This is a genomic window from Demequina aurantiaca, assembly GCF_050598105.1.
GTDB lineage: Bacteria > Actinomycetota > Actinomycetes > Actinomycetales > Demequinaceae > Demequina > Demequina aurantiaca_A.
In genome coordinates this window covers 587,752-612,771 of sequence record NZ_CP192436.1, presented here as the reverse complement: position 1 = coordinate 612,771, position 25,020 = coordinate 587,752, and the positions used below count along the sequence as shown (strand labels likewise).

Annotated in this window: 19 protein-coding genes and 1 tRNA gene; 11 read left to right on the top strand and 9 right to left on the bottom strand. The window is 67.3% G+C overall.

All coding sequences use genetic code 11. The features are described 5' to 3' along the window. Position 1: 1 nt before the first annotated feature. Complete coding sequence (locus ACQU6B_RS02700; protein WP_430868506.1) at positions 2 to 781, bottom strand: hypothetical protein; 780 nt, start codon at positions 779 to 781, stop codon at positions 2 to 4. A gap of 374 nt (positions 782 to 1,155) precedes the next feature. Between ACQU6B_RS02700 and ACQU6B_RS02695 the strand changes: the two genes are divergently transcribed. The 6 genes from ACQU6B_RS02695 to ACQU6B_RS02670 all read left to right on the top strand — a co-directional run bounded on the left by ACQU6B_RS02695 (position 1,156) and on the right by ACQU6B_RS02670 (position 4,775). Continuing rightward, positions 1,156 to 1,560 carry a DUF302 domain-containing protein gene (locus tag ACQU6B_RS02695; protein ID WP_430868505.1) on the top strand — a complete coding sequence of 135 codons (405 nt, stop codon included), beginning with the start codon at positions 1,156 to 1,158 and terminating at the stop codon, positions 1,558 to 1,560. A 74-nt stretch (positions 1,561 to 1,634) separates the two neighbouring features. Beyond that, a complete protein-coding gene (locus tag ACQU6B_RS02690) occupies positions 1,635 to 1,874 on the top strand; it encodes a hypothetical protein (RefSeq protein ID WP_430868504.1) in 240 nt (79 codons plus the stop codon). A gap of 93 nt (positions 1,875 to 1,967) precedes the next feature. Further along, positions 1,968 to 2,237, top strand: a complete 270-nt coding sequence (locus ACQU6B_RS02685; RefSeq protein ID WP_430868503.1) for a hypothetical protein — start codon at positions 1,968 to 1,970, stop codon at positions 2,235 to 2,237. Further along, on the top strand, positions 2,237 to 2,911 hold the full coding sequence (locus tag ACQU6B_RS02680; protein ID WP_430868502.1) for a hypothetical protein: 675 nt from the start codon (positions 2,237 to 2,239) through the stop codon (positions 2,909 to 2,911). The genes ACQU6B_RS02685 and ACQU6B_RS02680 overlap by 1 nt, the downstream gene beginning before the upstream one ends. Next, complete coding sequence (locus ACQU6B_RS02675; RefSeq protein ID WP_430868501.1) at positions 2,908 to 3,651, top strand: response regulator transcription factor; 744 nt, start codon at positions 2,908 to 2,910, stop codon at positions 3,649 to 3,651. The genes ACQU6B_RS02680 and ACQU6B_RS02675 overlap by 4 nt, the downstream gene beginning before the upstream one ends. Continuing rightward, positions 3,648 to 4,775 (top strand): sensor histidine kinase, encoded by a 1,128-nt coding sequence (locus tag ACQU6B_RS02670; protein WP_430868500.1) that lies wholly within the window; start codon positions 3,648 to 3,650, stop codon positions 4,773 to 4,775. The genes ACQU6B_RS02675 and ACQU6B_RS02670 overlap by 4 nt, the downstream gene beginning before the upstream one ends. A 257-nt stretch (positions 4,776 to 5,032) precedes the next feature. Here ACQU6B_RS02670 and ACQU6B_RS02665 read toward each other — a convergent pair. Continuing rightward, positions 5,033 to 5,106 (bottom strand) — tRNA-Met (locus tag ACQU6B_RS02665). A gap of 94 nt (positions 5,107 to 5,200) precedes the next feature. On the opposite strand from ACQU6B_RS02665, the gene ACQU6B_RS02660 reads away from it, so the two are divergent. Then, positions 5,201 to 5,950 (top strand): DUF4328 domain-containing protein, encoded by a 750-nt coding sequence (locus tag ACQU6B_RS02660; protein WP_430868499.1) that lies wholly within the window; start codon positions 5,201 to 5,203, stop codon positions 5,948 to 5,950. Positions 5,951 to 6,057: 107 nt separating this feature from the next. On the opposite strand, the gene ACQU6B_RS02655 is transcribed toward ACQU6B_RS02660, so the two are convergent. Continuing rightward, positions 6,058 to 9,087, bottom strand: a complete 3,030-nt coding sequence (locus ACQU6B_RS02655; protein WP_430868498.1) for a UPF0182 family protein — start codon at positions 9,085 to 9,087, stop codon at positions 6,058 to 6,060. Positions 9,088 to 9,154: 67 nt separating this feature from the next. Further along, positions 9,155 to 10,291 (bottom strand): YlbL family protein, encoded by a 1,137-nt coding sequence (locus ACQU6B_RS02650; RefSeq protein ID WP_430868497.1) that lies wholly within the window; start codon positions 10,289 to 10,291, stop codon positions 9,155 to 9,157. A gap of 108 nt (positions 10,292 to 10,399) precedes the next feature. On the opposite strand from ACQU6B_RS02650, the gene ACQU6B_RS02645 reads away from it, so the two are divergent. The 3 genes from ACQU6B_RS02645 to ACQU6B_RS02635 all read left to right on the top strand — a co-directional run bounded on the left by ACQU6B_RS02645 (position 10,400) and on the right by ACQU6B_RS02635 (position 13,396). Then, positions 10,400 to 11,884, top strand: a complete 1,485-nt coding sequence (locus tag ACQU6B_RS02645; protein WP_430868496.1) for a zinc-dependent metalloprotease — start codon at positions 10,400 to 10,402, stop codon at positions 11,882 to 11,884. A 131-nt stretch (positions 11,885 to 12,015) separates the two neighbouring features. Continuing rightward, positions 12,016 to 12,174: a DUF5679 domain-containing protein gene (locus ACQU6B_RS02640; RefSeq protein ID WP_430868495.1), complete on the top strand. Its 159-nt coding sequence runs from the start codon at positions 12,016 to 12,018 to the stop codon at positions 12,172 to 12,174. 196 nt (positions 12,175 to 12,370) lie between these two features. Beyond that, positions 12,371 to 13,396 carry a hypothetical protein gene (locus tag ACQU6B_RS02635; RefSeq protein ID WP_430868494.1) on the top strand — a complete coding sequence of 342 codons (1,026 nt, stop codon included), beginning with the start codon at positions 12,371 to 12,373 and terminating at the stop codon, positions 13,394 to 13,396. On the opposite strand, the gene ACQU6B_RS02630 is transcribed toward ACQU6B_RS02635, so the two are convergent. Continuing rightward, positions 13,349 to 15,343, bottom strand: coding sequence for an ATP-dependent DNA helicase UvrD2 (locus ACQU6B_RS02630; RefSeq protein ID WP_430868493.1), 1,995 nt, complete (start codon positions 15,341 to 15,343; stop codon positions 13,349 to 13,351). The genes ACQU6B_RS02635 and ACQU6B_RS02630 overlap by 48 nt on opposite strands. Before the next feature lie 113 nt (positions 15,344 to 15,456). Continuing rightward, complete coding sequence (nudC, locus tag ACQU6B_RS02625; protein ID WP_430868492.1) at positions 15,457 to 16,386, bottom strand: NAD(+) diphosphatase; 930 nt, start codon at positions 16,384 to 16,386, stop codon at positions 15,457 to 15,459. Positions 16,387 to 16,503: 117 nt separating this feature from the next. On the opposite strand from nudC, the gene ACQU6B_RS02620 reads away from it, so the two are divergent. Further along, complete coding sequence (locus ACQU6B_RS02620; RefSeq protein ID WP_430868491.1) at positions 16,504 to 17,427, top strand: phosphotransferase; 924 nt, start codon at positions 16,504 to 16,506, stop codon at positions 17,425 to 17,427. A gap of 49 nt (positions 17,428 to 17,476) precedes the next feature. On the opposite strand, the gene ACQU6B_RS02615 is transcribed toward ACQU6B_RS02620, so the two are convergent. From ACQU6B_RS02615 to ACQU6B_RS02605, 3 genes are read right to left on the bottom strand one after another with little or no spacing between them, the layout of a single operon-like run. Further along, entirely contained in the window at positions 17,477 to 20,788 is a 3,312-nt protein-coding gene (locus ACQU6B_RS02615; RefSeq protein WP_430868490.1) for a UvrD-helicase domain-containing protein, read from the bottom strand. Then, positions 20,785 to 24,003, bottom strand: coding sequence for a PD-(D/E)XK nuclease family protein (locus tag ACQU6B_RS02610; RefSeq protein WP_430868489.1), 3,219 nt, complete (start codon positions 24,001 to 24,003; stop codon positions 20,785 to 20,787). Before ACQU6B_RS02610 ends, ACQU6B_RS02615 begins: the two co-directional genes overlap by 4 nt. 50 nt (positions 24,004 to 24,053) lie before the next feature. Continuing rightward, on the bottom strand, positions 24,054 to 24,980 hold the full coding sequence (locus ACQU6B_RS02605) for a DUF3152 domain-containing protein (RefSeq protein ID WP_430868488.1): 927 nt from the start codon (positions 24,978 to 24,980) through the stop codon (positions 24,054 to 24,056). Positions 24,981 to 25,020 lie beyond the last annotated feature (40 nt).

Sequence of the window (25,020 nt, the reverse complement as noted above, 5' to 3'; positions counted from 1 at the left end):
CTTAGTAACCGAAAGCTGATTGGGCGGACCGCCACCACGCGAAGTGTTCGCGCTCGAGCTCGTCCTGGGAGGGCATGGTGAACGCGACGATGCCGTCGGCGTCGCCCACGAAGAATCCGTTGCGGATTGTTCGGAACAGCACCTCTTGGGTCATCTGTCGCAGCACGGTCTTGGTGGGCTTCGAGGGGTCAGCCGCGAGCTCTCGCAGGCAGTCCCGTAGGTGCCCGATGTTCGGGTACGGCAGGTTGTCGATCTCGAGCGCGTCGACGTTGTTCTTAAGGTTTCCGAGCGTCAGCTCGGCGAACACGATGCGAGGCACGTGCACCGGCTGCGAGCTGTCGGTGATGAAACTTGTGAACCCGCTGGGGTCCAGGCTGCTCACCACTCGCGGCTGCACGGGGCAGAACTCCTGGTACAGGTGCGCCCGCTCTTCTCCGTCCGGGGCGAACTCGCTGGGCGACAGGGTCAGCACGCGGCCGTCGTCGGTGACGAGGTGCAGTGCCGTCAACGCCGCGAGCGGCACCTTCTCGAGCACCCGGTAGATGCTGAGATACAGCGAGCGCTTGGGGCTACCGTCGGTGTGCGCCACACAGCGCTCGTCGAGGTAGTCGAGCGGAAAGTCGCCGGCATCCAACTGCGCGCGGTCGACGGAGAAGAACAGCGCCTGACCGCGTGAGCGCTTGGCGCTACCGACGGAGAAGTACGCGCCAAAATCCTCTGGCGGCAGCATCGAAGCGATAAGCGCTTGGGGGATCAACGAGAGATACAGATAAGTGGTCACGGCAGACTTCCGTAGTCTTAGGCGTGGAGTGAACGGTCACCACTGACGCTATGGGCGCTGTTGGCCATCTACCGGGGACTTACGTCCCCTAGTCGCCGGCGACTCGAGCAATGGCCGCGGCGGACGCGCCAACTCTGCGCCGCCTCACTCCGCTCAGTCTCCGGTGCCTGGCAAAGGTGCGCGGCGACCTCTTGACGTAGTCGGAGGAACCGACCGGGACGGCATGCAGCGAACTCTCCGCACAAATGCTGCACATATTGCGACTACGAAGCACACGAAGATACGGTTGTTGCGAAAGCGCCCGACTGGAATCGGATGGTCCCGCGGTGCTGGGGGTTCACTCCAACCTCTCCCTGGATTGAAAGGAACACATCATGAGTTATGGCCTCACCGTCACCATCAACCAACCCTTCGAGCCGGCTCTCGCGGCAGCGCGCGCCGCGTTGGCCGAGGAGGGATTCGGGATCCTGACCGAGATTGACATGGCAGCCACGATGAAGACCAAGCTTGACGTTGATATAGCCCCGCAGGTGATCCTTGGTGCGTGCAACCCGCCGCTTGCTCATCGTGCCCTGCAATTGGAGGAGTCGGTCGGAATGCTGTTGCCCTGCAACGTGGTGGTGCGCGCCGTCGACGAGGGTCGCACCCTGGTCGAGGCCCTCGACCCGCACGTGATGGTCACCTTGACCGGCAACGACGGGCTTGAAGCCGTCGCCGACGACGCCGCCTCGCGGCTCAGCGCTGCTCTTCGACGTCTGGAATCGTCACCGACGGAGTGAGCTCCTAGCCACATATCTTGAGGACCGTTCGGCGCTTGTCGTGCGCCCCTGCGTGACTGAGCACCGTCCCTCGTATGCTCGAGGAAACTCTTGACTGTGCGGACACCACGGATGTTCTGCGAACCAAGAAGCGCTTCCTCTCACCCCCGCTGAGTTCAGCGCGCAACTACGGGGAGCTTCCCTCGATATCCGAGGTCCACCACGGGTACGTGGTCGCCTCGTCGCCACGCCACGGCACGGCGCGTCTGTGGCGCGCGCGGCCGCCTGCTGCCAGGGCCGATGCGCGACTGATAGTGGTCGCACGCGAGACTTGAGGAAATCTTGAGGAAACGCCGTGGGCCATCTTGACATGGCCAAACCACAATGGGAGATGTTCACAAAACAAAACTCATAAGGAGGTTGTCAACATGATGGGATATGGATACGGCATGGGTGCTGGCGGGTGGATCGCAATGGCGCTGTTCTGGATCGGAGTGATCGTCCTGGTTGTCTGGCTGATTGTCCGGGCCTTCCCTGCCAGTCGCCATGATGATGCTGTCGGTAGCGGCCAGACGAGCCTGGCGCAGGGCGAGACCCCGGAGCAACTCCTGGATCGTCGATTCGCTGCCGGAGAAGTCGACGTCGCGGCGTACGACTCGATGCGGGCGACGTTGCGCTCGAACCGAAGCGGGACCTGATGTCCACGATCAGGCGGCGGCTGCGGACGCTGGTCGTTCCAATAGCCGCGGTCGCAGCGATCCTGGGTTCGGGCGCGTGGATGCTGGCCCAGGGGCAGGGTGTTGCCGGTTGGGGCACCGGAATGACTAACGGCGCATCGTACGGAATGATGGGCGGTGGCGACTTCGGGGGCGTCGATTCGAGCGGGGCTCGCGAGCCGGTCATCGACCTTGGTGGTGCGCGCGAACAGGCTCAGTTGTTCGCGACGGAACTGCGGCCGGGTCTGACCGTCGGTGAGGTGATGCAGTTCGACAGGCAGTACTACGCCGAGCTCGTCGAGGCAGATGGCTCGCTTGCCACGGAGGTCCTTATCGATCCCCTCTCAGGCAACGTGCAGCTCGAACTGGGACCAGCGCGGATGTGGAACACGCGCTACGGAATGATGGCACGCGGCGGCTCGGACCTGCGGATCAGCGGAACCGAGGCTCAGCAAATCGCCAACGAATGGCTCGCCGACCAGGCCGACGGAGTCGGGCTCACGGCGTCCACCGGTGATGCCTTTCCCGGCTACTACACGCTCCACACGCTGAGCGGCGGCGAACTCGACGGCATGCTTTCTGTGAATGCGACGTCCGGTGAAGTCTGGTACCACTCGTGGCACGGAGCATTCGTTGAGATGTCCGACGCATCGTGACTCTTCCTGGATCGGGTCCGGTGGCCCCGGTCGATGCTCGCGCACCGGCCGGGCGTCGCTGGCGCGTGCTCGTCGTCGAGGACGACGAGCCGATCGCTCTCCTGATCTCTGATTACCTCGGAGCCGAAGGGTTTGATGTGGACGTGGCCCCAAACGGTGAGTTGGGCGTCGCCAGGGCGCAGGCGTGGGAGCCGGACGTTATCGTTCTAGACCTGATGCTCCCGGGTATCGACGGGATTGAAGTGTGTCGCCAGGTGCGGGGCTTCTCTGATACCTACATCATCATGTTGACCGCGCGGGCCAGCGAGTTAGACCGGGTGATCGGGCTGTCCGTGGGCGCGGACGACTATCTTGCCAAACCCTTCTCCCCGCGCGAGCTCACGGCCCGAGTGCGCGCCATGCTGCGGCGTCCGCGCAGCCCCGACACGGGCGCCCCCAGCCGGGTCTTCGGGGACCTGGTGATCGACGTGGCTGGCCGCGAGGTCTCCGTGGCGGGGGAACGGATTGAGTTGACCAGGACGGAGTTTGACATCCTGGACACCCTGTCGAGCCGACCGCGGGCTGTGCTAGCGCGCCGCGCGCTACTGGAAGCTGTGTGGGGTGAAGACTGGTTCGGTGATGACCACGTGATCGACGTGCACGTCGGCAATCTGCGTCGCAAGCTCGGGGACCACCCGGCCGAGTACCGATACGTGCGGACGGTCCGCGGTGTGGGCTACAGGATGGGTGGGGCCAGATGAGGGCCGTTAAGTGGCGAATAGGATTCGGCGCACGCCTACTTTTTGCCCAAGCCCTGGTCATTCTCGCGGGCGGGATCACGTTGCTCGTCGTGGCACTGGGATTGGCCCCTGGGATATTCCGCGAGCACGTCGAGAACGCGGTCGGACCGATGACTTCCGAGATGGCCGCCCACCTGGATATGGCGTTCTCTCAGGCGATTTTGCTCTCGCTCGCCGTGGCGATCGCCGTGGCCACGCTCACCGCCCTCGCAGTCGGATGGTTCGTGTCCCGCCGAGCCGTCCGTCCATTGCGAGGGTTGGCCGAGGCTGCGGGCGCGGTCGCTTCCGGCGACTACTCGGTGCGTGTGCCTCGCTCGGGCGATGGCACCGAGCTCGACTCTCTCGCGGACGCCTTCGGGCAGATGGCAAGCAGCCTCGCTCGAACCGAGAAGTCGCGGGCCGAGGTACTGCGCGACTTGTCCCATGAACTCCGTACCCCGCTAAGTACCGTGCGCGGATACCACGAGGCGATCGCGGACGGGATCCTGCCGGCCGACCGGGCCACCTTTGAGCGCATCGACGCCGAGATCTCCAGGATCGAGCGGCTGGTCGACGATGTCGGTCGCGTGTCCAGTGCTGAGGAGCGTGGGCTCGATCTTCACTTCAAAGATGTCGCGGTAGGCGACCTACTGAGGGTCGCCGCACGCGCCGAGGCACTGGCCTTCGAAGCCAAGGGTGTGCGCCTTACCCTCGGACCTGACGCCAGCACCCGATCGATCACCGTAGACACGGACCGCATTCAGGAGGTTCTCGCCAACCTGTTGGAGAACGCCTTACGCCACACACCTGCAGGAGGGCTGGTCGAGATGTCTGCACGGTCGGTTGCTCAGGGAGTCGCGATCACGGTTAAGGACTCTGGAGACGGAATCGCTGCCGAGTACCTCCCGCGTGTTTTCGAACGCTTCTACCGCGTCGACGACGGTCGCTCTCGTGGCGCCGGTGGCACCGGTATCGGTCTCGCAATCGCTCGCGCGCTCACCGAAGCCCACGGCGGCCACATCCGAGCAGAGAGCGCCGGGGCCGGGAAGGGCACCAGCTTCTTCGTGACCCTCCCGGCGCGAGGCCCGGACCGCGATTGCCCGTGACCCCGCCACCGCGCTCGTGGTCCCGCCGCCCACTTCGACATTCGCGGCTGCCATAGCCGGCTGATTCGCACCCTGCCAAATGGCGGCTCGTGTGTCGCCAAGTCAACGTTCTTCATTTCACCGTGACTGCGCTTGTAGCGGGGCAGATTCCGTTCCGTAGCTTCGCCCGAGTCGCGCAGAAGCCAAACTCGACCCATTAGGCAAAGAAAAAAGACCCCCTACCAAGGCATATCCCCTGGTAAGAGGTCTTTCTGTAGTAGCGGGGACAGGATTTGAACCTGCGACCTCCGGGTTATGAGCCCGGCGAGCTACCGAGCTGCTCCACCCCGCGTCGGTAAGCCCAACTCTACAGTGATTACGGGCGCTTACCTAATCGCCCGCTCTTCGCCCTGCGGTTGATGTCTCACGGGGCTAGAGTCGTGCGCATGAGCACACCAAATGATCCGTACCTGCAAACCCCATCTCAGTCTGTCGACTCCCCCGGTCACGGCGCGAGCGGCTACCCGGCCGCGCCGCCCGCACCACCGTTACCAGGCCAGGCGCCGCCTCCCGGCGGCTTCGCGCAGCCCGGCTGGGCGGCCTCGCCACCCACCGGGCTCGCCATGGCGACCATCGTCACCACTGGGCTTTACCTGCTGGTGCAGCTGATTACTGCAGCCACGGCCCAGAGCTCGGTCGAGGCCGCCAAAGACTCGTTGGTTTCCGGAGACACCACGATTGACGTGGCCTCGACCGTGCTGCAGGCGCTGGGGGGTGTCATTGGCCTGGCCTCGTTCATCATGCTGGCCCTATGGATGTCGCGCATTCGCTCGAACCTAGCCAAGCGTGGAGTCAAGGCCGGCGGCCCGCCGCACGTCGAGTGGTGGGGATGGTTCGTCCCGCTCGCCAACTTTGTCCTTCCGTTCCTAGGCATGAAGGCCATCGCTCACCGCAAGGTCGGCATGGGAGTCCTCCTCGGATGGTGGCTCCCCTGGTGCCTCGTGTGGATCATGAGCATCGCAGCCAGCATGACCTCGTTCTTCGCCGTCGACTTCGCCACCGGCGAGATCGACAACGCTGACGCGCTCGACGCATCGGTGCCGTTGACGTACGTCGCCGCCGCGGCGATCATCGTCTCCTGGATCTTCCTTACCGTGATCGTGCGCCGCGTGACGGCCCGCCACCTCGAGGACTAGGCCGGGCAGCCGGCGCGACAGCGCCCAACGCAACTGGGCCCGGCGAGCAGATGCTCGCCGGGCCCAGTTGCGTTTGAGCGACTATTCGCTCCAGTGCGGTGCGTCGCCTAGGACGCGTCCGCCGAGGGGCTCACGGTGGGCGACGGAGTCTCCTCTGCCGCACCGCCGGCCGTGTCCTGGATCCGGCGTTCCGCAGCGATCGCGTCCTCAAGAGCGCTCGAGAGCTCCTGCTGGGCGTCGCCGTAGGCGCCGAAGTCGCCGATCGAGAGGGCCGCCTGGCCGTCCGCGATGGCCTGCTGCGCCTTGGCCAGTGCGCTGCGAAGCGCCTGCTGGTCCTCCTCGCTAGCGGTGCCCACCCCTGGTGTCGCGTCGGGGTCGGTAGCCTCCGGCTCCGGAGTCAGCGGGTCAGTCGTGTCAGGATCGGTGGCATCCGGGTCCGACGTGCTGGGCTCTCCGGTTTCGAGATCCGTCGTCACCGCCGCACCCTCGCCGAATACCTGATCGAGCGCGCCCTGGAGGGTGTCGGCAAAGCCAACCGAGTCTCCGAAGGAGACGAACACCTTGCGAAGCAGCGGCACCTGTGTTCCGGTGCTCGACTGGACGTAAACCGGCTGCACGTACAGCAGCCCGCCGCCAACCGGCAACGTCAGCAGGTTTCCGTTGATGATCTCCGTCTCACCCTGACGCAGCAGGTTTAGCGTGGTCTGCGCGTCGGAGTTGGAGTTGAAGTTGTTCTGGACCTGACCTGGACCGGGAATCGTCGTGTCGCGCGGCAACTCGAGCAGTCGCAACTGCCCGTAGTCGCTAGCGACCTTGCCCGCCTCGTTACCGGTCTCGGAGTCAACCGAAAGGTAACCGGTCAACACGTTGCGGTCGGAGTTACCTCCAGGGATGAAGGAGCTCGTCAGCGAGAACGTCGGGTCTTCCTGGCCCGGCATCTGCAGCGTCAGGTAATAAGGCGGCTGCGGTCCGGTTCCACCGGGGGTGGGATCGGACGGATTGCGCCAGAAGTCCTGCCCGGAGTAGAAGTCCGCGGCGTCCTCCACGTGGTAACTCGACAGCTGGAAGCGCTGCACCGTGAACTGGTCCTGCGGGTAGCGCAGGTGGCTCATGAGGTCCGACGAGATCTCTGACATCGGCTTGAGGTCATTGGGGAAGACGTTGGACCAGGTCTTAATGATCGGGTCCTCCGTGTCCCACGCGTAGAGAGTCACCTCGCCGTTGTAAGCGTCAACGGTCGCCTTGACGGAGTTGCGCATGTAGTTCAGTTTGACCGGCGTGAGTCGATCCTCGGAGCCCGCGAACAGGCTGGCGGACTCGAGCGAACCGGAGTACGGGTACTGGGAGGAGGTCGTGTAGCCGTCGACGATCCACACCACGCGGCCGTCCACCACCGCGGGGTACGCGGAGGAGTCCAGCTCGAGGTACGGGGCCACGCGGGCGACGCGCTCGAGCGGCTCGCGATAGTACAGAATCTGAGATTCTGAGGTGACGCGATCGGAGAAGAAGATCTGCTCTTCACCGAACTTGATCGCGTACATGAACTTGGCGAAGGTGTTGCCGATGCTGGGCCCACCGTCGCCGGTGTAGGTCGTGTTGACCTGGTTGCCCTGGACCGTGTCCGAGCTATCCGTGGGGTAGTCGAGCTCCCACGGAGCCGTGCCTTCCGGCGCGCCAACAATCGAGTAGGCCGGCGTGGACTCGCCAAAGTAGATGCGCGGCTCGTAGTCCCCGAGCTCACCCACGGACGGGATGCCGCCCTCGTAGAAGTCCGGCTGCCCGTCGAGCTGCGTCCGGTTGCCGTACGCGGCAACGACGCCGAATCCGTGCGTGTAGACCGTGGTGTCATTCACCCAGGTGCGGTTCTCGTCACCGAGGCCGTCGAGGTTGAGCTCACGCACCGCGATCACGGTGTCGCGCAGCTCGCCGTTGATGTCGTAACGGTCCACGTTGAGGTCCGCTGCGAAGTTGTAATACTGCTTGTTCTGCTCGAGCTGCTGGAAGGCAGGCGAGACAACGTTCGGGTCCAGCAGGCGAATCTGCGTCGTGGTTTCCGCGTCGGCGCGTAGCGCCTCGCCCTCGGCCTCCGTCTTCGCGTTGTACTGCGTGACCTCGATGTCGTCCAGGCCGTACGCGTACCGGGTCGCATCAATATTGCGCTGGATGTAAGGGCTTTCGAGCTCCTGCGCGTTCGGCTCCACCTGGAAACGCTGCACCACGGCGGGGTAACCCCAACCGACGACGATCGCGCTCAGCACCATGAGCGCGACGCCCATGGCCGGAATCCGCCAGTCTCCCTGCCAAATCACGATGAGGAACGACACTCCGACCAGCACGGCGATGCCGACCAGAATTCCGAGCGCCGGAAGAATCGCGTTGATGTCGGTGTACGAGGCGCCGTAGAGGGCCTCGCCCTGCTTGTTCAACAGCGCATAACGGTCGAGCCAATAGTTCGCCGCGATTCCGATCATGACCAGCAGGCCCATGATCGCCAGGTGGATGCGAGCCCCACCGGATGCGACGAACTTGCGTCCGCCTCCGCCGATGCCCCCGTACAACAGGTGCACAAACGCGGCGAGCAAGGTGCAGATGATGGTGATGGCCAGGTAGTACCCCACAAAGGACTGCAGTACCGGCAACGTGAAGACGTAGAACGAGGCGTCGAGCCCAAACTCAGGGTCGACTATGCCGAAGGACTCCTGGTTCATCCAGGCCAAGATGCCCTTCCAATTCGCGGACATCGCGGCACCCGCGATGAGACCGACGAACAACGGCAGCGCGACCATGATGATGCGCTCGAGCGGCTGAATCTGCTCACGGTACTGGTCGAGCGTCGACCGCTGCGCGGTCGGCGCTGGGCGCACGCGGCGCGCGATCCACAGCGAGATCCACACCGAGAAGGCCGCGACGATCCCGAAGACCGTGAACAGAGCGACGCGCGTGATCCACTGGGTGCGCCAGACGTCAGTGAATCCGAGCTGCTGGTACCAGACCACCTCGGTCCACACATTGGCGGTGATGACCACCACGAGGGCGAGCACCGCCACCGCGATGACCGCGATGAGTAGCGGTGAGCGGCGTTGGGGCGGCGTCGCGATGGGCTGCGGCCGGGAGTTTCGTTCTGGCTCGGAAGACACTGATATTTCCTTTGCTCATGCACTGATAGCTGAAGATTGTTACCTGGCACTAAATGTGCCACGAGAGTTAGCAGGTGGGAAGTTGAGAGGTGTTACCCGAGCCGATGGCCACTACGGCGGTGTAGGCGTCGTCCAGGTTGTCCACACTGAAAACGCTCAACCCTTGTGGAACGTGCCCGCGCACGTCCTCACAGTTCTCGACCGGGGCTAGGAAGTACTCGGCGCCCGCCTTGCTGGCGCCGTCCATCTTGAACTGAATGCCGCCGATGGGGCCCACGTCGCCGTCGGCGTCGATCGTTCCGGTGCCCGCGACGTTCTGGCCGGACAGCTCGTCCTCTTCGGTGAGCTTGTCCATGATCGCCAACGAGAACATGGTGCCCGCGCTCGGGCCGCCCACACGGTCGATCTGCACGGTGACGTCGATCGGGATGTCGAAGGTGGGGTCGATCCAGATTCCCATCACCGCAGTGCCGTCGCCCGCGTCGAGCATCTCGAAGGACTCGGTGACCTCTTCCTCGCCACGCATCACGGTCACCTGAATCATGTCTCCGGGCTCGTGAACACTCACGGCCTCGGACATCTCCGTGTACGTCTCGACGGGTTGCCCGTCGATCGCCGTCAGGACGTCGTCTGTTTGCAACAGACCCACCGCATTCGAGTCTTCCTGAACCCCTGCGACGCGAATAGTCGCTGGTACGGGGACGCCAAGAGCCTCGAGAGCCGACACCGTCGCGCTCTCCTGAGACGTGATCCAATCCTGTTGGGCCTGCTCGTCGTAGTCGGCCTCCTGGTCGGGGTCGCCGAAGACGAACTCCTCGGGAACCACGTAGCGCTGCGACGAGAAGTATCCGGCGAGCACGCTTCCCATGGTGAACAGGCTCGACCCACCGCGGCTGACCGACACGGTGGTGAGTCGCAATTCTCCCGAGGCGGGATACGTCGGCGCGCCCTCGATGGCGACCAGAGGCTCGCCGCTGTCGTCGACGCCGAGCGTGTCATACGTCGGGCCGGGCCCCCCGATCGCGAACTGCGAAGGGATCACCGTCAGCACCGCTATCAGGATCGACGTGACCAATCCGGCTGCGGACATGACCGTCGCGCGCCGCGTCGACACGCGCGGGGTGGGCCCCTCGAGCGGACGCTCTTCGGCGGCGTCGCCGGGGGCGAAAGCGGACTCGACTGGCGAGGTGGGCGGTAGGGTCACGCCCTCCATCATTGCTTATAGCGAACGATGCGCCGAATCGCGCTCCTCGGACGTTACCGTGAGACAAGCAGGCGTCGACTCCGACGACCATTGCGCACTGGAGGCTCCGTGAACGACGACACCACCCCTTGGATGAAGCTACTCCGCGAGTTGTTCGGCGACGACGCGGAGGACGCGCTCGAGGAATTGCAGCGCATGGGCATGGACCCGGCGGCACTCGCCAGCGCCTCAGGGATCTCCGCTTCGCCCGGGATGATGGACCACGTCCTCTCCCAAATCCGTGACCTCATGTCTCAGAGCGCCGGCGAGGACGTCAACTGGACCCTGGCTCACGACGTTGCGCGCGGCGTGGCCGCGCAGGGCGGCGACCCCACCATCACCGCATCGGTCGCTGATAGTCACCGCGCCGCGGTCTCGCGTGCCGAGCTGTGGCTCGACGCCGTCACCGACTTTGATCCCTCCTCTCTTCAGCCAGCCGTCTGGAGCCGCGCCGAATGGGTCGAGGCCACCATGCCGACCTGGCGTGTACTCGCCGGTCCCGTCGCGGTGAGCGTGTCTCACGCGCTCGGCGCAGTGCTGCGAGGGGAGAGCGAAGACTCAGCAGGCGCGGGCGACGACGAGCTGGCCGCGTTCGGCCTGGGCGGCGAGAATGCTTCTGGAATCCTCAGCTCCGTCAGCCCCACCGTGTGCGGAATGCACATGGGTCAGGCCGCGGGGGAAATGGCACGTGAGGCCTTTGGCGGCACTGACCTGGGCATCCCGCTGCTGCCGGACTCACGCGTGGCGCTCGTCCCGCATGCGATCGCCGACTTCGCTGAGGGCCTCGAGATCGACGCCGACGAGGTGCGCACCTTTGTGGCGCTACGCGAGGCGGCACACGTGCGTCTCTTCGCGGCCGCGCCCTGGCTGCCCGGTCAGCTCCACAGCGCCATCGAGCGCTACGCGAGCACCATCAACATCGACCCTGAGGCTCTCGACTCCGCCGTCCGTGACGCGGGAGCGGGTGACCCCGCCAAGCTTCAGAAGGCGCTCAGCCGCGGCATCTTCGCGCCCGACCACTCCGAGTCGCAGCTGGCCACCCTCGAGTCCGTCGAGACCATGCTCGCGCTGATCGAGGGCTGGGTGGACGAGGTGACGACGCGTGCCGCTGCCCCGCACCTGCCGCACATCGGACGCCTGCGAGAGATGATGCGCAGGCGCCGTGCGTCCGGGGGCCCCGCGGAGGACGTCTTTGCCTCGCTGCTCGGTCTGGAGCTACGCCCCCGCCGCCTGCGCGACGCATCGTCGCTGTGGGCCGCCCTGTCGGTACGCCTCGGGCCCGAGGCGCGCGACAACTTCTGGTCGCATCCCGATCTCCTGCCGGACGCAACCGCTTTGGGCGACTGGGAGGCGTGGGTCAACACCGCGGTAAGCGGCGGCGGCGACGCTGACGACCTCGACCGCGATCTGGAGAAACTGCTGAGCGGCGGCTACCCCGACTCCGACGGTGGCGACACCGATGCCGGGGCTGGCGACAGCCAAAAGGACGCCGAAGAGGGCCCTGGCGACGGCGAGAACGGGTCCGCCGACGATGACCCGCGACGGGATTCTTAGCGACACGTACGACACCCCGCGCACGAATTGAACGTTTTTGTGCGTAAATCCGTCTACGCTTGTCGGGAACGGGCCCACGCGGCTTAAGGATGTGCGGCCTCACGGCCGCGCCATTACAAAAGGAGACCCTCATGGGCGAAAAGTATTCAGGCGAGTTCTACTGCGTGAAGTGCAAGGAAAAGCGCACCACCGAGGGTGACGTCGTCATCTCCGAGAACGGTCGCCGTATGGCCAAGGGCATCTGCCCCGAGTGCGGCACCAAGCTGAACCGCATCCTCGGCAAGGCGTAATACTTCGCGTCCTAGGACGCACCACGAGGCGGGCTGACCCATGAGGGTCGGCCCGTTTTGTGTTTTCCGGGGGCATCTCCCTCGAGAGCGCCGCCTGACGCCGCAGCCGGGCGGGACCCGGAGCGCGCCGCGCGGCAGCCGGCCGCCGGCCTGTGGATACCGCCCACGGCTCGCTCGAGAGTGCCAGGCTCGACCGATGAGCATCCCTAGGACCCGCGCCGCTGCCGCCAACCTCGGATCGGTGCCGCCGCGTCTGCGTGATGGGCTTGCCGTCTTCGCGCTGGACGGCAACCGGGTGCGAATAGGACTTGCGGACCCGGTGGTGCTCGAGGGGCTATCGAGCGAGGAGGCTGCGTTCGTCGCCCGGCTCGAGGAAGCATCCGCCTGCACGAGTGCGGACGTGGCGCGCTACGAGCACGTGATTCGCAGGCTCGACCTGCACGGATTGCTCGCCCATCGCGGCACCTCGTCGCCCCCAGGCACCGCCTCCTCCGGCGAGGGCACAGGGACAGGAACAGGAACGTGGCACGCGACAGTCTGCGTCGTGGGCGCCGACGACCTCGCCATGGCCATCGGGCTGTGCCTGGCGCAGGCGGGCGTACGACGCATCGAGTTCGAGGACGCCAAACCTGCCGCCGCGGCCACACCCGTCACCATGGTCGCGGGTGTCACGCGCGCACATCGCGCGGCACGCGCCATCAACGGGTGGGTGCCGCACGCCGCACACGTCGCGGGCGCCGGGAGCTCCTGCCGCTCCCCCGACGTCACGGTGATCGTCGCGAGCGGCAGCCCCGACCTGGCGCTGGTGAGTGACCTGATGGCGGCGGACCAGCCACACCTGCCGGTGATCACCGACGAGCGCGGGGTCACGGTCGGCCCATTCGTGATCCCGGGTGCTGGGCCCTGCCTCACCTGCCTGGGAATCAGCCGTACCGAGGCCGATGCGGACTGGCCGCTGGTAGCCCTGCAGTGCAACGGGTCCCGACCCACCCACGCCTCCGCCGCGGTGCGAGCATTGACGGCGGGGGTGGCCTGCGATTCGGTGGTTCGATTCCTGGACGGAGGAGGGTCAGATGCGCGTCAGTGGCGCGCCGAGAGCCGCACCAATGGCGACGGCCCGCGCCTCACCGAGCGGGTGGTGCGGACGCACCCCTCCTGCCGATGCTCCAACCCGCTAGTGCGCGGCGACGACCTCGAGGATCAGCAGGCCATACTTTTCTAACTTTGAGGCGCCGATGCCGTTGATCCGGGCGAGGTCGCTCAAGGTACCCGGACGGCTGGTCGCGATCTGAACCAGGCTCGAGTCAACGAGCACCGTGAAGGCGGGCTTGCTGTCCGCCTTGGAGACCTCGAGGCGCCACGCCTTGAGCGACTCGAACAGCCGCAACTGCTCCACGTCCAGCTCCGCCAGCTTCGACGACGACGACGCGCGGCGGGGGGATGCCTGCCTAGCATCGGGCCACCATTTCTCCAGGAATCGAGTGCGCTTGCGATGCGACCGGCCGCCCTCTTTTCTGGACAGCGCGTAACTCATGGTGAGGTGCTCGCGAGCGCGGGTGATTGCGACGTAAAGCAGTCGCCGCTCTTCGCTCACCGCCTCGTCGGTCTCCGCCATCTTGATGGGAAGCAGGCCCTCGGATAGGCCGACGATGAAGACCGCGTCCCACTCAAGGCCCTTCGCGGCGTGCATCGTGGTGAGAGTGACCCCCTCGACCGCGGGCGCGTGCTGCGCGGTGGCGCGCTCGGCCAGGTGTTCCACGAACTGACGCAGCGTGGCCGCGTTGTCGCCCTCGCCTGCCGCATCGGCATCGAAGTCGTCGGACAGTTGCACGAGAGCCTGAAGCGAATCCCAGCGCTCGCGCACCGCGCCGCGCTCCGCGGGCGCCTGCTCGGTCCATCCCACGTCCATCAGCGTCTCGCGCACCCGTTCGCCCAAGGTCGACTCCGACGCGGCCACAGCGGCGCCACGCAGCAGCACCATCGCCTTGCGAACCTCGTCGCGGGCGAAGAACCGTTGACCGCCGCGCACCAGGTAGCCGATGCCGCGCTTGCTCAGCGCGTCCTCCAGCTCCTCCGATTGGCTGTTGATGCGATAAAGCACCGCGATCTCGCGGGCGGGCACGCCCGCGTCGATCAGCCTGCCGATCGCTTCCGCGGTGCGCGCAGCCTCCTCGGCATCGTCCTGGTGGGCGATGTACGCGACCTCCGGCCCCGACGGGCGCTGAGCCACGAGCTCGACCCCGGTCTGCGCCGAACCACGCTGCTTCATCAGGCCGTTGGCGAGGTTCACCACCTGCGGAGTGGAGCGGTAGTCGCGCACCAGGCGCACCAGGGTTGCGCCGGGAAAACGCTGTGGAAACTCCAGCAGGTGCTGAGGCGAGGCGCCGGCGAATGAGTAGATGGTCTGCGCGGGGTCTCCCACCACGCAGAGCTCCTCCCGCCCCCCGAGCCACTGGTCGAGGAGGAACTGCTGCAGCGTCGAGACGTCCTGGTACTCGTCCACTACAAAGTGGCGGTACTGCCGACGAATCTGGTCGCCGACCTCAGGGTGCCTGCCGATGATGTCGGACAACAGCAGCAGGATGTCCTCGAAGTCGAGGACCACCGCTTCCGTCTTCACGTCCTCGTAAGCACGCATCACGTCGGTCATCTGCGCGGGCGTCACCCCGGCGGGGGTCGGCCGCCCGATCTCGCCGATGACCTGCGGGTAGTCGGCCGGGTCAATCATCGACACCTTCGCCCACTCGATCTCGCTGGACAGGTCTCGCACCGCCAGCCGGTCAACGCTGAGGCGGACCTGGCGCGCCGCGCGCCCCACGAGCTGCGCCTTCTGGCTCACGATCTGCGGGATCTGCCCGCCCACCACCTGCGGCCAGAAGTAGCTCAGCTGACGCAGCGCGGCGGCGTGAAAGGTGCGCGCCTGAACCCCCGTGGCACCGAGCGCACGCAGACGTTGACGCATCTCGCCGGCGGCGCGCGCGGTGAAGGTCACCGCAAGGACTGTCTGGGGGTTGTACGCGCTCACGCGCACCCCGTACGCAATACGGTGCGTGATGGCACGGGTCTTGCCCGTCCCGGCACCCGCGAGCACTCGAACGGGACCGTGCAGCGCGGTAGCAACCTCGCGCTGTTCGGGGTCTAGGGCATCAAGAATCTCGTCGGCAGACATCACAGGCATTGTGTCAGGCATGGGTGACACTGCGCGCCCTCTCCACAGGTCCGGGGCGCCGTTCCGAGTCGGACTCGCCGCCCGGCCCAGTCCAGCAAACTCAGTGGATCGAACTACCCGATCGGTCCGCCGTACCAATCCTCCATCATGCGTCGCGCGATCGACCCTGCGGGCGCGACGATCATCGTCCCGTCAGCTACCAGGGAGGCGAGTTCCGCTCGACTCACGAACCGCGCCTCGGTGATCTCGTCTTGGTCGAGCGTGAAATGAGGGTCATCGACGCGCGCGGTGAACCCCACCATGATCGACGCGGGGAAGGGCCACGGCTGGGAACCGACGTAGACAAGATCGTGGACGGTCAGCGCCGCCTCCTCGAATACCTCGCGATGCACTGCCTGCTCGAAGGACTCCCCCGGCTCCACGTACCCCGCCAAGTGCGAGAACCGTCCCGCGGACCAATAGGACGCGTGCGCCATCAACAGGCGGTCGTCCTGGTCAGTGATCGCGACGATCACCGCGGGATCGGTCCGTGGATAGTGGTCACGCTCGTCGGTGTCGCAACGCCGTACCCATCCGCCGGAGGTTGGACGAGTGGGCTCACCGCACAGCGCGCAGTGGGGATGATTCGCGTGCCAGGTGGTGATGGCGACGGCCGTCGCCGCGAGCTCGCGGTCGCGCTCTCCCGCCGTCCCGGCGGCCGAGAACATCAGAAAAGCGTCTCGCAGGCCGATCATGTACTCGCCCCGCGCCCCTGACTCCGTCACGTCGAACTCCGCGGCGGTGGACGCGCCCGGCACGGTCGCGGCGGGGTCTGCGGCAGGCACCAGCGCTACGAAATCGCGATCAGCGTGCCGACCCAGGTACACAGCGAGCGAGGACTCCGGGTGGTCACCCGGTGCCCGCTCCACCAGGCGGCCGTCCTTCACCATCACCGCGCCGTCGCGCACCACGATCGCGAAGCTCGCCGCCGGGTCGACGGACTCACGACGGTGGGCGCTGCGATCGACCAGCAGGGGGTCCATCAGGGGGTAGTCAGTAGGCACGGTTTCACCGTACGCCACCGGGCGGGCAGCCTTGCTCAGCGACGGATAACTTCTTGGGTCCCAATACGGGCGGCGTGGACTGTGGCAATTGACGCAGTTTGGCCTTACCGTGAGCACGTGCCACGTTCACCGCTCGCGCTCGCCGCCTTGGCCTCTGTTGCTGTGCCCGGGCTCGATGTCTACGACGTCCTGCGAAGCCCCCACTCGGATAGCGACTTCGACGTCGTGATCGTCCGCGACTCCACCGGTAAGCGGTGGGTGGTGAGGGCGCCCAAGCGGGCAACCGCCGGTGCAGCCCTCGAGGCGGAGAAGGGTCTGCTGATTGCGCTCGCCCGCGCGAAGGACGCCGGCCTCATCGATTTCGATGTGCCGCACCCCGCAGGTGCCGCGCCGCTGACCGAGGGCGGCCGTGCCGTGGTCTACTCCGAGGTTCCCGGCGCCCCTCTAGTCCTGGCCAGCCTCCAGCCTGGCCCTGGCCTGACGGCCGCACTGGGGCGAACCATCGCGCAGATTCACGAACTACCGCCCTCGCTGGTCGAGGATCAGGGACTCGCGGCCTACAGCGCTGAAAGCTACCGCGAACGGCGCCTGGCCGAGCTCGACGCCGGTGTGCAAACCGGCAAGGTCCCGCCGCGCCTCGCCGACCGCTGGGAACGACAGCTCGAGAACGTCGCCTGGTGGAGGTTTGAGACCACGGTGGTACACGGGGACATGGGCGAGCACCAGTTCATGGTGTCGGACGGCCACATCAGCGGGGTTGTCGACTGGATGGACGCACGCGTCGCCGACCCGGCGGATGACCTGGCGTGGCTCGTCGCATCGGCCCCCACGGACGTCCTCGACACCATCACCGAGGCGTACACCGGCGCGCGACGCGAGGTCCGCGACCCGCACCTGCTCGACCGCGCACGCCTCGCGTCCGAGATGGCGCTGCTGCGCTGGCTCATGTACGGCGTACGCACTGAGAACGTCGACGTCGTCAGCGACGGCGTTGGCATGTTGTACGACCTCGAGGCGCTGCTCTTCGAGGACGAAGACTAAGTCGCCTTAGCTCGACCCTCGCCGCCGGGACACCCAGGGCGCCCAGGGCCTATCCGCCCTGGTTCCCTCGCAGCAGCCCCTCGATCTCCTCCGCCGTCAAGAGGTGCACGGGAGTCACCGTGACGTCCGCTCCGACGTAGTAGAACGCCGCGTCGACATCCTCGAGGGGAATTCCCTTCCAGCGCGACCAGGCCAGCCGGTAGACCGAAAGTTGCACCTCGCGCGCCTCCTGCTCGGCCACGTCACGCGCGGGGGAACCCGACTTCCAGTCCACCACTGTCACCTTGGTCAAACCCCTGCCCACAGGAAAGACCGCGTCGATCCGTGAACGGACGGTGACCCCTCCGAGCGGAATCTCAACGTCGACCTCGACATCGGTCGGCACCCGAGCGCTCCACGGGGACGCCAGGAAGGTCGCCTTGAGCCGGTCCAGGCTCTCGCCGTGGGGAGACTCGTCCGCGTCGTCGACCTCGAACAAGGGAACGTGGCCGTACTGCCCCTCGATCCACGCGTGCATCGCGCTGCCCCGTTGCGCGGCGTCGGTCGGCGGCGACGGCACCGGGCGGCGCAGCTGGATAGCGAACGCGTCCCTATCCCGCCGCAGCGACACCAGCGCAGATGTGGACAGGTGGGCGGGTGTCTCTACCGACGCGACACGCGTGCGCCGCGCGTCCCGTTCCGCGAGCATCGCCGCTATCTCCGTCGCGAGCGGCAGCGACTCGTCCCAAGGCGCGGCGGCGGCCTGCGCCATTGCGTCCTGCACCTCCGACGCGAGCTGCCGCCGTCGCAGCTGCGCCTCGGACGCGGGCGCGGGCCAGGGAGCCCGCACCACCACGGCATCCTCTGCAGGGAGATCGGGGTCGGGAGCCTCCGCCCAGTCGCCGTCTGAGATCAGCCCCGCTTCGACGAGCTCGAGCACGAACGGAGCCGGGCTGCGTACCGTCGTTCCTCCAGTGCGCCACGACCCGCTGAGGAACACGTGCGCGCGAGCCCGGGTGAGCCCCACGTAGAACAGTCGGCGCTCCTCGTCGAGCCGGTGTTGACCCGCGTCGCGCTTGAACTCCGAGATGGACGTGGCCAGCGTCGCGTGGTCAACGGCGTCGCGCCAGAACCACTCGGGCAGGTTGTCCCGATCCATCCGTAGCTCCCACGGCAGTTCGCCCGTGCCGGACAGCCAGGCAGAGTCCTTGTAGTACGGAGTTGACTTTGACGGCGTCCCCACGGAGGGGAACTGTCCGTCGTTGAGGCCCGGAACCGCCACCACGTCCCACTCGAGCCCCTTGGAGGCGTGCACCGTGAGAATCTGCACGGTGCCGGGCTCCGGGTTCTTCACGGGAGCGGCCAGCCCGCCCTCCTCGCTGCGCGCGGCGTCCAGCCACGCCAGGAACGCACCCAGGGTGGCGCGCTCGGACCCGACCACAAAGGAGTGCGCCGCGTCTATAAAGGCGTCCATGTTGCGCTGGGCCCTGCCATCCGGGCGTGCGACCGCGGACTCAATGTCGAGGGCCCAAGCGCGTTCGGCGAATACGATCAACTCGGTGAGACCTAGGTACGTGTGGGTGCGCACCAGGTCGACGACGCGCTGCAGGGCGGACAACCTAGCCCGGGCCTCCGGGCTCAAAGCCCGGTCCTCGTACGACACCCAGCGCTCGTCCGGCAGGTCGGCAAGCGCGTCCACGATGGAGGGCTCCCCCTCCCGGACGGCGCGCGAGCCCGCGAGCTGGCGCGCCCAGTCGCTCAGCGCCATCACGTCGCGGGGGCCAAGGTTGACCCGCTCGGAGGTGAGCAACCGCATGAGCGAATCTCCGCGGGAGGGATCATGAGCGACCTCCAGCAATGCCACCACATCCGTGACCTCCGGAGTGTCCAGCAGCCCGCCCAGGCCCACCACCTCGTACTCGATGCCCGCCGCCTCGAAGGCGTTCACGATGGGGCCAATCTGCGCCTTCCGCCTGCACAACACCGCTGCGGTCACCTGATCGGGCGCGACCCCAGCGATGTCCGCGCACTGCTGGCGCCGTTCCATCATGAAGCGGGCGACGCCCGCGGCCTCGGAGAGCGCGTCGTCGTAGACCACGGACTCGACGCCGGGCGCGGGACGCTCCTGGGGCGCGACGCCCAGGTACTGGGACTTGGACACCAGCGGCTCGACGTGGACGGCTGACTCCTCCCGGAGGGGACCCGCCGCCGCGTTAGCCGCCGCCAGGATGCTGGCCTCGTTGCGCCACGAGACCGACAGCGTCTGCTGCCGGACGTGGTTCTGCCCGCCAAATTTGCGCACAAAGTCCTTGAGCGCGGCGGCCGAAGCGCCGCGGAAGCCGTAGATCGCCTGGTTCGGATCGCCCACCGCCATCACGGGGTGATTTGCCCCGAACATCGTGGCAAAAAGCTCGAGTTGCGCGGGCGACGTGTCCTGGAATTCGTCGAGCAGCACCACCCGGTACCGGCTGCGTTCGATCGCCTGCACCGCCGGCATCTCGGCGAGTTGGACGGCCGTCGCGACCTGGTCGGAGTAGTCGAGGTAGCCCCCAAAGCGCTTGCGCTGCTGGAACTCCTCGACCAGGTCGGCGAGCGCGATCAGGGAGCGCAGCTTTCCTACCTGCCCTCCCAGCGCCTTGGTGAACACGCCCGGCATGTCATCGTCCATCTTCTTGGGCAGCATCTCCATGTCCGCGAGCGCGCCCTGCGCCCACGTGCGCAGGCGGGCGGGCGTGACCTGGTGGTCGCGCATCTGACTGCTGAGGCGCGGGATGGCCGACACGACGGAGCTCACGGCAGAGTCGATCTCGAGGGTGGCGGTCCAGTTGTCCACGATCGACACCGCCAGCTGCCACAGTGCGGCGTCCGTCAGCACCGTCGACTCGGGGTCCACGCCGATGCGCAGTCCGTGTTCGGCCGCCAGCCGCGCCGCGTACCCGTTGTACGTCGCGACGGACGGCTCGGGGCGCCCCGCGTCCGTGCCGAAGATGCGCTCGAGGTGCGCCGCCGACCGCTCCGCGATTTCCGCGGCAGCCTTGCGAGTGAAGGTCAGGCAGAGGATCTCGTCGGGCGCAATGTCACGCCCCAGCAACTCGCGGCCGTGATCGACCAGGTACGCGATCCGCAGGGACAGCGTCTCCGTCTTGCCGGATCCCGCGCCCGCGACCACCAGCATGGGGCCCAGGTCCGCGCCGATGATGGCCTGCTGCTCCGGCGTGGGAGGCTTCCCGACGCTAATCATGTCCGCGAGTTCGAGGACTCCGCGACCCAGGCCCTCTACTGTTCCCGTGTCGGCGAGGTCTGTACTTGCACCTCCGGGAGAGTCCGCGTCGTCATTGTTCACGTCGTCGTTGCTCACGTCGTCGTTGCTCAGATCGCTCATAGTTCGGTTACCTGTCTTCCCGTGGGGCGCGCAGGACAAGACCGGCGCACCGGGCAGTGGTCGCATTGAGAGTTGGTGGTGGCTTCGAAGCTGCTTCCCGTCATGACGGTCACGACGGCGTCCAGTCGCGCTCGCGCGACCGAGTCGTCGATGGGAAGCTGCACCATCTCGTTGACCGAGACTCGCCCCACATCGCCCAGGAAAACCAGCGACGCATCCCGCGCCGTCGACACTCCCTCGAAACCGCCGTGGTTGGCAGCCAGCTGATACATCGCGAGTTGGCCGTTTTCGCCGATCTCGCCCTTGGCGATCGGCGCACCCGTCTTAAAGTCGACGATGCGCGCCGTGCCGTCGCTGATCTCCACGCGGTCCGCTTGGCCAGCGAGCCGAGCCCGCCCAAGCGTCACGGCGAAGTCCTCCTCGACCGCGACAGATTCCGGTTGCGACCCGCCGATGTACGTGGCGAGCTTGCCCACCATCGCCCGCGCCTTTTGGTAATCGACGCGCTGAGCCCACGTCTCCATGCCGCCGACCGTGGGCCATCGAACCTCGAGCTCGGCCATCAACTCGGCCTCGGTGCCCGCCGGCAGCATCGCCGCGATCTCGTGGATCATGGTGCCGAGGTCCTGCGCGTGCGAGCTTTCCTTGCGTCCGCCCGCGCTCTCGAGTGCCCACTTAAGAGCGCACCGCTCCACCGCGTCGACCCGCGACGGCGAGACCCTCACCTCCGCGTCGTCGTCCCAGAACGGGAGATCCGTGGAGGGCACCGGCACGCCGTTCCATCGGGCAGGGTGCGCGCCGGGCAGGTCAAGCAGGGCGAGGTTGGCGAGCATGCGGACGTAGCCCTCGCGCTCGTCCGGCGATGTCGCGTCGGCCTCGGACCGTAGGGTCGCGACGGCGGCGCGGAGGTCCGCCACCCGAGCGAGGGTGACCGCGTCGACGCGCTTCACCCCCGCAGCCTCCTCGATCACGGCGACAAAGCGCGACGGCCGCATGTCGTCGCCTTCGAGGCACGCGACGACTAGCCGCTGCCTGGCTCGTGAAACCGCGACGAGCAGCGCGCGCGTCTCGTCGTCGAGCACTCCCTTGCGGGCCGAGTGGGCGGCGACCACGCGGCTCTCGCTCGTCAAGGGGACGGGGTCCGCGCGCCCCGCCAGGATGTCGGCCAGGTGCGCCGCTCCCAGCACGGAGTCCCGCAGCTTGAGGTTGGGCCATACGCCCTCCTCGAGGCCCGCCACCACGACCAGGTCCCACTCGCGCCCGGCGGCCGATGCCGGAGTCGCGAAGGACACCACGTCCACACCAGCCGCCCGCGCGCCGAGCGAGTCTGCGGAAAAGTCCTGAGCCTCCAGGTAGTCCAGGAATTGGCCGACCCGAGCCTCCGGCATGCGTTCCGTGAAGGTTTGAGCGGCGCGCATCAGCGCGATCACGGCGTCGAGGTCCGCGTCGTCGCGTGAAGAGCCAGCGAGCGCCGCATCCCGCCACGCGTCGGAGACTCCCGCCGCGTCCCAGACCGCCCAGAGCACGCCACCCGGAGTAGCGTGCGGCGCGACTGCCGCCGCCCGGCCGGCCTGCACCGCCAGCGCGGCCACGCGGGCGCGGCGTGACTCTGGCTCCGCGAGCACGGCAAGCGCCTCAGGAGCGTCGAGCGCCTCGATCAGCAAGTCGGCGCTCGTGGCCGTGCCGCCGGCCTCGCGGTCGGCCCTCACCAGCGAACGCCGCAGGCGGCGAATACCGACAGAATCGAGGCCGATGAGGCGTGAGCCGAGTAGCTCGAGCGCGGCGTCCTCGGTCCACTCCTCGCCTAGGGCCAGTCTCACGACGCTCAACAAAGCCGCGACCGCGGGCTCGCGGTGCAGTGCGATCGCGTCGCCGAGCGTCTCGCACGGGATGTCCGCCGAGATCAAGCCGGAACGCAGTTCGCGCAGTTGTGAGCCAGAGCGTGCGATGACCACCATGCTCCCCCACGGCGTCTGCTGACCGTCCAGACCGTGACGAGCGCGCCGCAGTTGGGCCGCGATCGCCCTCGACTGCGAGTAGCGGTTGGGCGCCGCCACCACGCTGATCCGCGATTCAGGCTCGGGCGCCGCGCCGGCGGCGCTCTGGTCGCCGGCCTCCCCCTCCTCGGCGGGTTCTGCCCCTCGCGTCGTCGCCTGCCCGCGCCGCGGACGGGCGGCCGACCCCGCCGGCATGCCGATGCGTTCCGCGACACGTTCGGTGACCTCCGCGAGCGCGGGGTGCTGTCGATACTGGCGGACGAGCACCGTGACGTCCGCGTTGAAACCGTCCCGTCCCAGCGGACGCGACGCGGCGCCTAGCGCGGCCGGCATGGCCCCGCGGTAACCCTGAACCGACTCGTCGGCGTTGCCGAGCACTCCGATCCGGGAGCCCAACGCCGCGACAACCTGCAGAAGACGACCGGTCGCCGCCGTCGCGTCGTGGAAGTCGTCGACGATCACCAGATCCCAGCCCGGGCGCGGCCCGTCAACGGACTCGTCCCACTGCTCAAGCGCATCGGCCGCGTACGCGATGACGGCGGCGGGGTCGTAGCGCGCACCCTGGTCCCCCGGCGACGCCCTGAGCGCCATGGTGTCCTCGTATTCGGCGTAGACGCGCGACGCCGCGAGCCACTCGGGTCGATTGGTGCGGCGGGCCAACTCGGCCACGTCCTCGGGCCCCAAGCCGGCCTCCGCCGCGCGCATCAACAGGTTGCGCAGCTCCTCGCGAAACCCGCCCAGCGCGGTGGCGTCATCAGGCACCACTGCGCCCCAGTCGACGACAGCGCCTACGCCCGCCGCATGTCCTTCGAGCAGTTCCCGCAGGATCACGTCCTGCTCCGCGCCCGTGACCAAAGCGGGCGGCGGCATGTCGTCGACCCGGGCGCGCGCTGCCAGCACCGCATAGGCGGCCGATGCCGCGGTGCGCACCACGGGGGAGCCTGTGGGCCTGCCCATGGCCGCCGAGACCCTGTCACGGAGCATCGCCGCGGCCACCCGCGTGGGGGCGATCACCAGCACTCGTTCGGGCGCGACGCCGGCGGCGACTGCTCGCGCCGCCGCAGCTACCGCGACCGCTGTCTTGCCCGAGCCGGGGACGCCAAGAATGGAGACGTTGCGCCCGCCTGTCGCCAGGGCATCGGCCGCACGCGATTGATCGGCGTCGAGCGTTGGCTCGGCGACGAGGGCGGAACGAGGGACGAGCGCTAGGGGCGACATAGACCTATTCCACCAGAGACCACTGACTCCCGCGTCAGGACGACTACCTGCTAGGACTCGGGATTCGGGGACGGCGACTGCGTCGCGTCTGGAATCGGGGCATCTGGGTACGCCCAGGGGTTGACCGTGCAATCCGGCATCGGCTCGCGCTGGTCCGCCATTACAGGCGCTACACCGCGCACGCACTCGGCCTCGGCCTCGGCCTCGGCCAGGACGTGGCCGGTCGCGTGCGTGACGAGGTAGTCACGCGCTCCCACGAAGTCTTCGCCGTAGCCCAGCAGCCCCGCAACCCAGTCATACTCGCTGATCACTCCGGTACCGCGGTCCGCGCAGGTCTCCACCGCCTGGGGCGCCTCCGACGCGGAGTCACCGGTGTCCGCGGGGGCTTCCACTGTCGCGGAGGACCCCTGGCCCGTCGCGTGTGGGTCGGGGCACAGTTCCGCGGCCGTGTAGGGGCTTGCGATCACTATGCGCACGTCCGGCACGTCCTGGGTCTGGACAAACTGCATGCGCCCCTCGCTGCCCCACCCGCGCGGGTCGTTGAGGATGTTCATCACGTAGGAGCCGAAGAGCTCGGCGTCGATGCCAAGGCCATCCTCGACGTCGATGCGTACCAGGCGTACCGGGGCCCCATCCTCCTCCGCCGTGCCCACACCAGGGGCGGACGTGAATGAGCCGTCGCCCTTCACGGTGTAGCCGATGGAGGTGATCCCGGCGGCGATGTCGTCGTCGGTAAGTTCGCGGGAAATGGGGGCGAGAGGAGGTATCGAGACTTCCACCGTAGGCGTGGGAGTGGGGGTGGGAGTGGGCGACGCGGACGGCGCGGTAGCGGCGCGGTAAAGGTCCGGTACCTGGCCCGTTCCCCATCCGGCGGCGATGCCTGCGGCGAACGCCAAGACCACCACAAGTGCCGTCACCGCAATCGTGCGCCACGGGATTCCCCTGCTCGCGAACAGGCTCTCGGAACGCCGACTCATGCCCCTACGATAGTTCGTAACACCCGTCGCAGTAACCAGT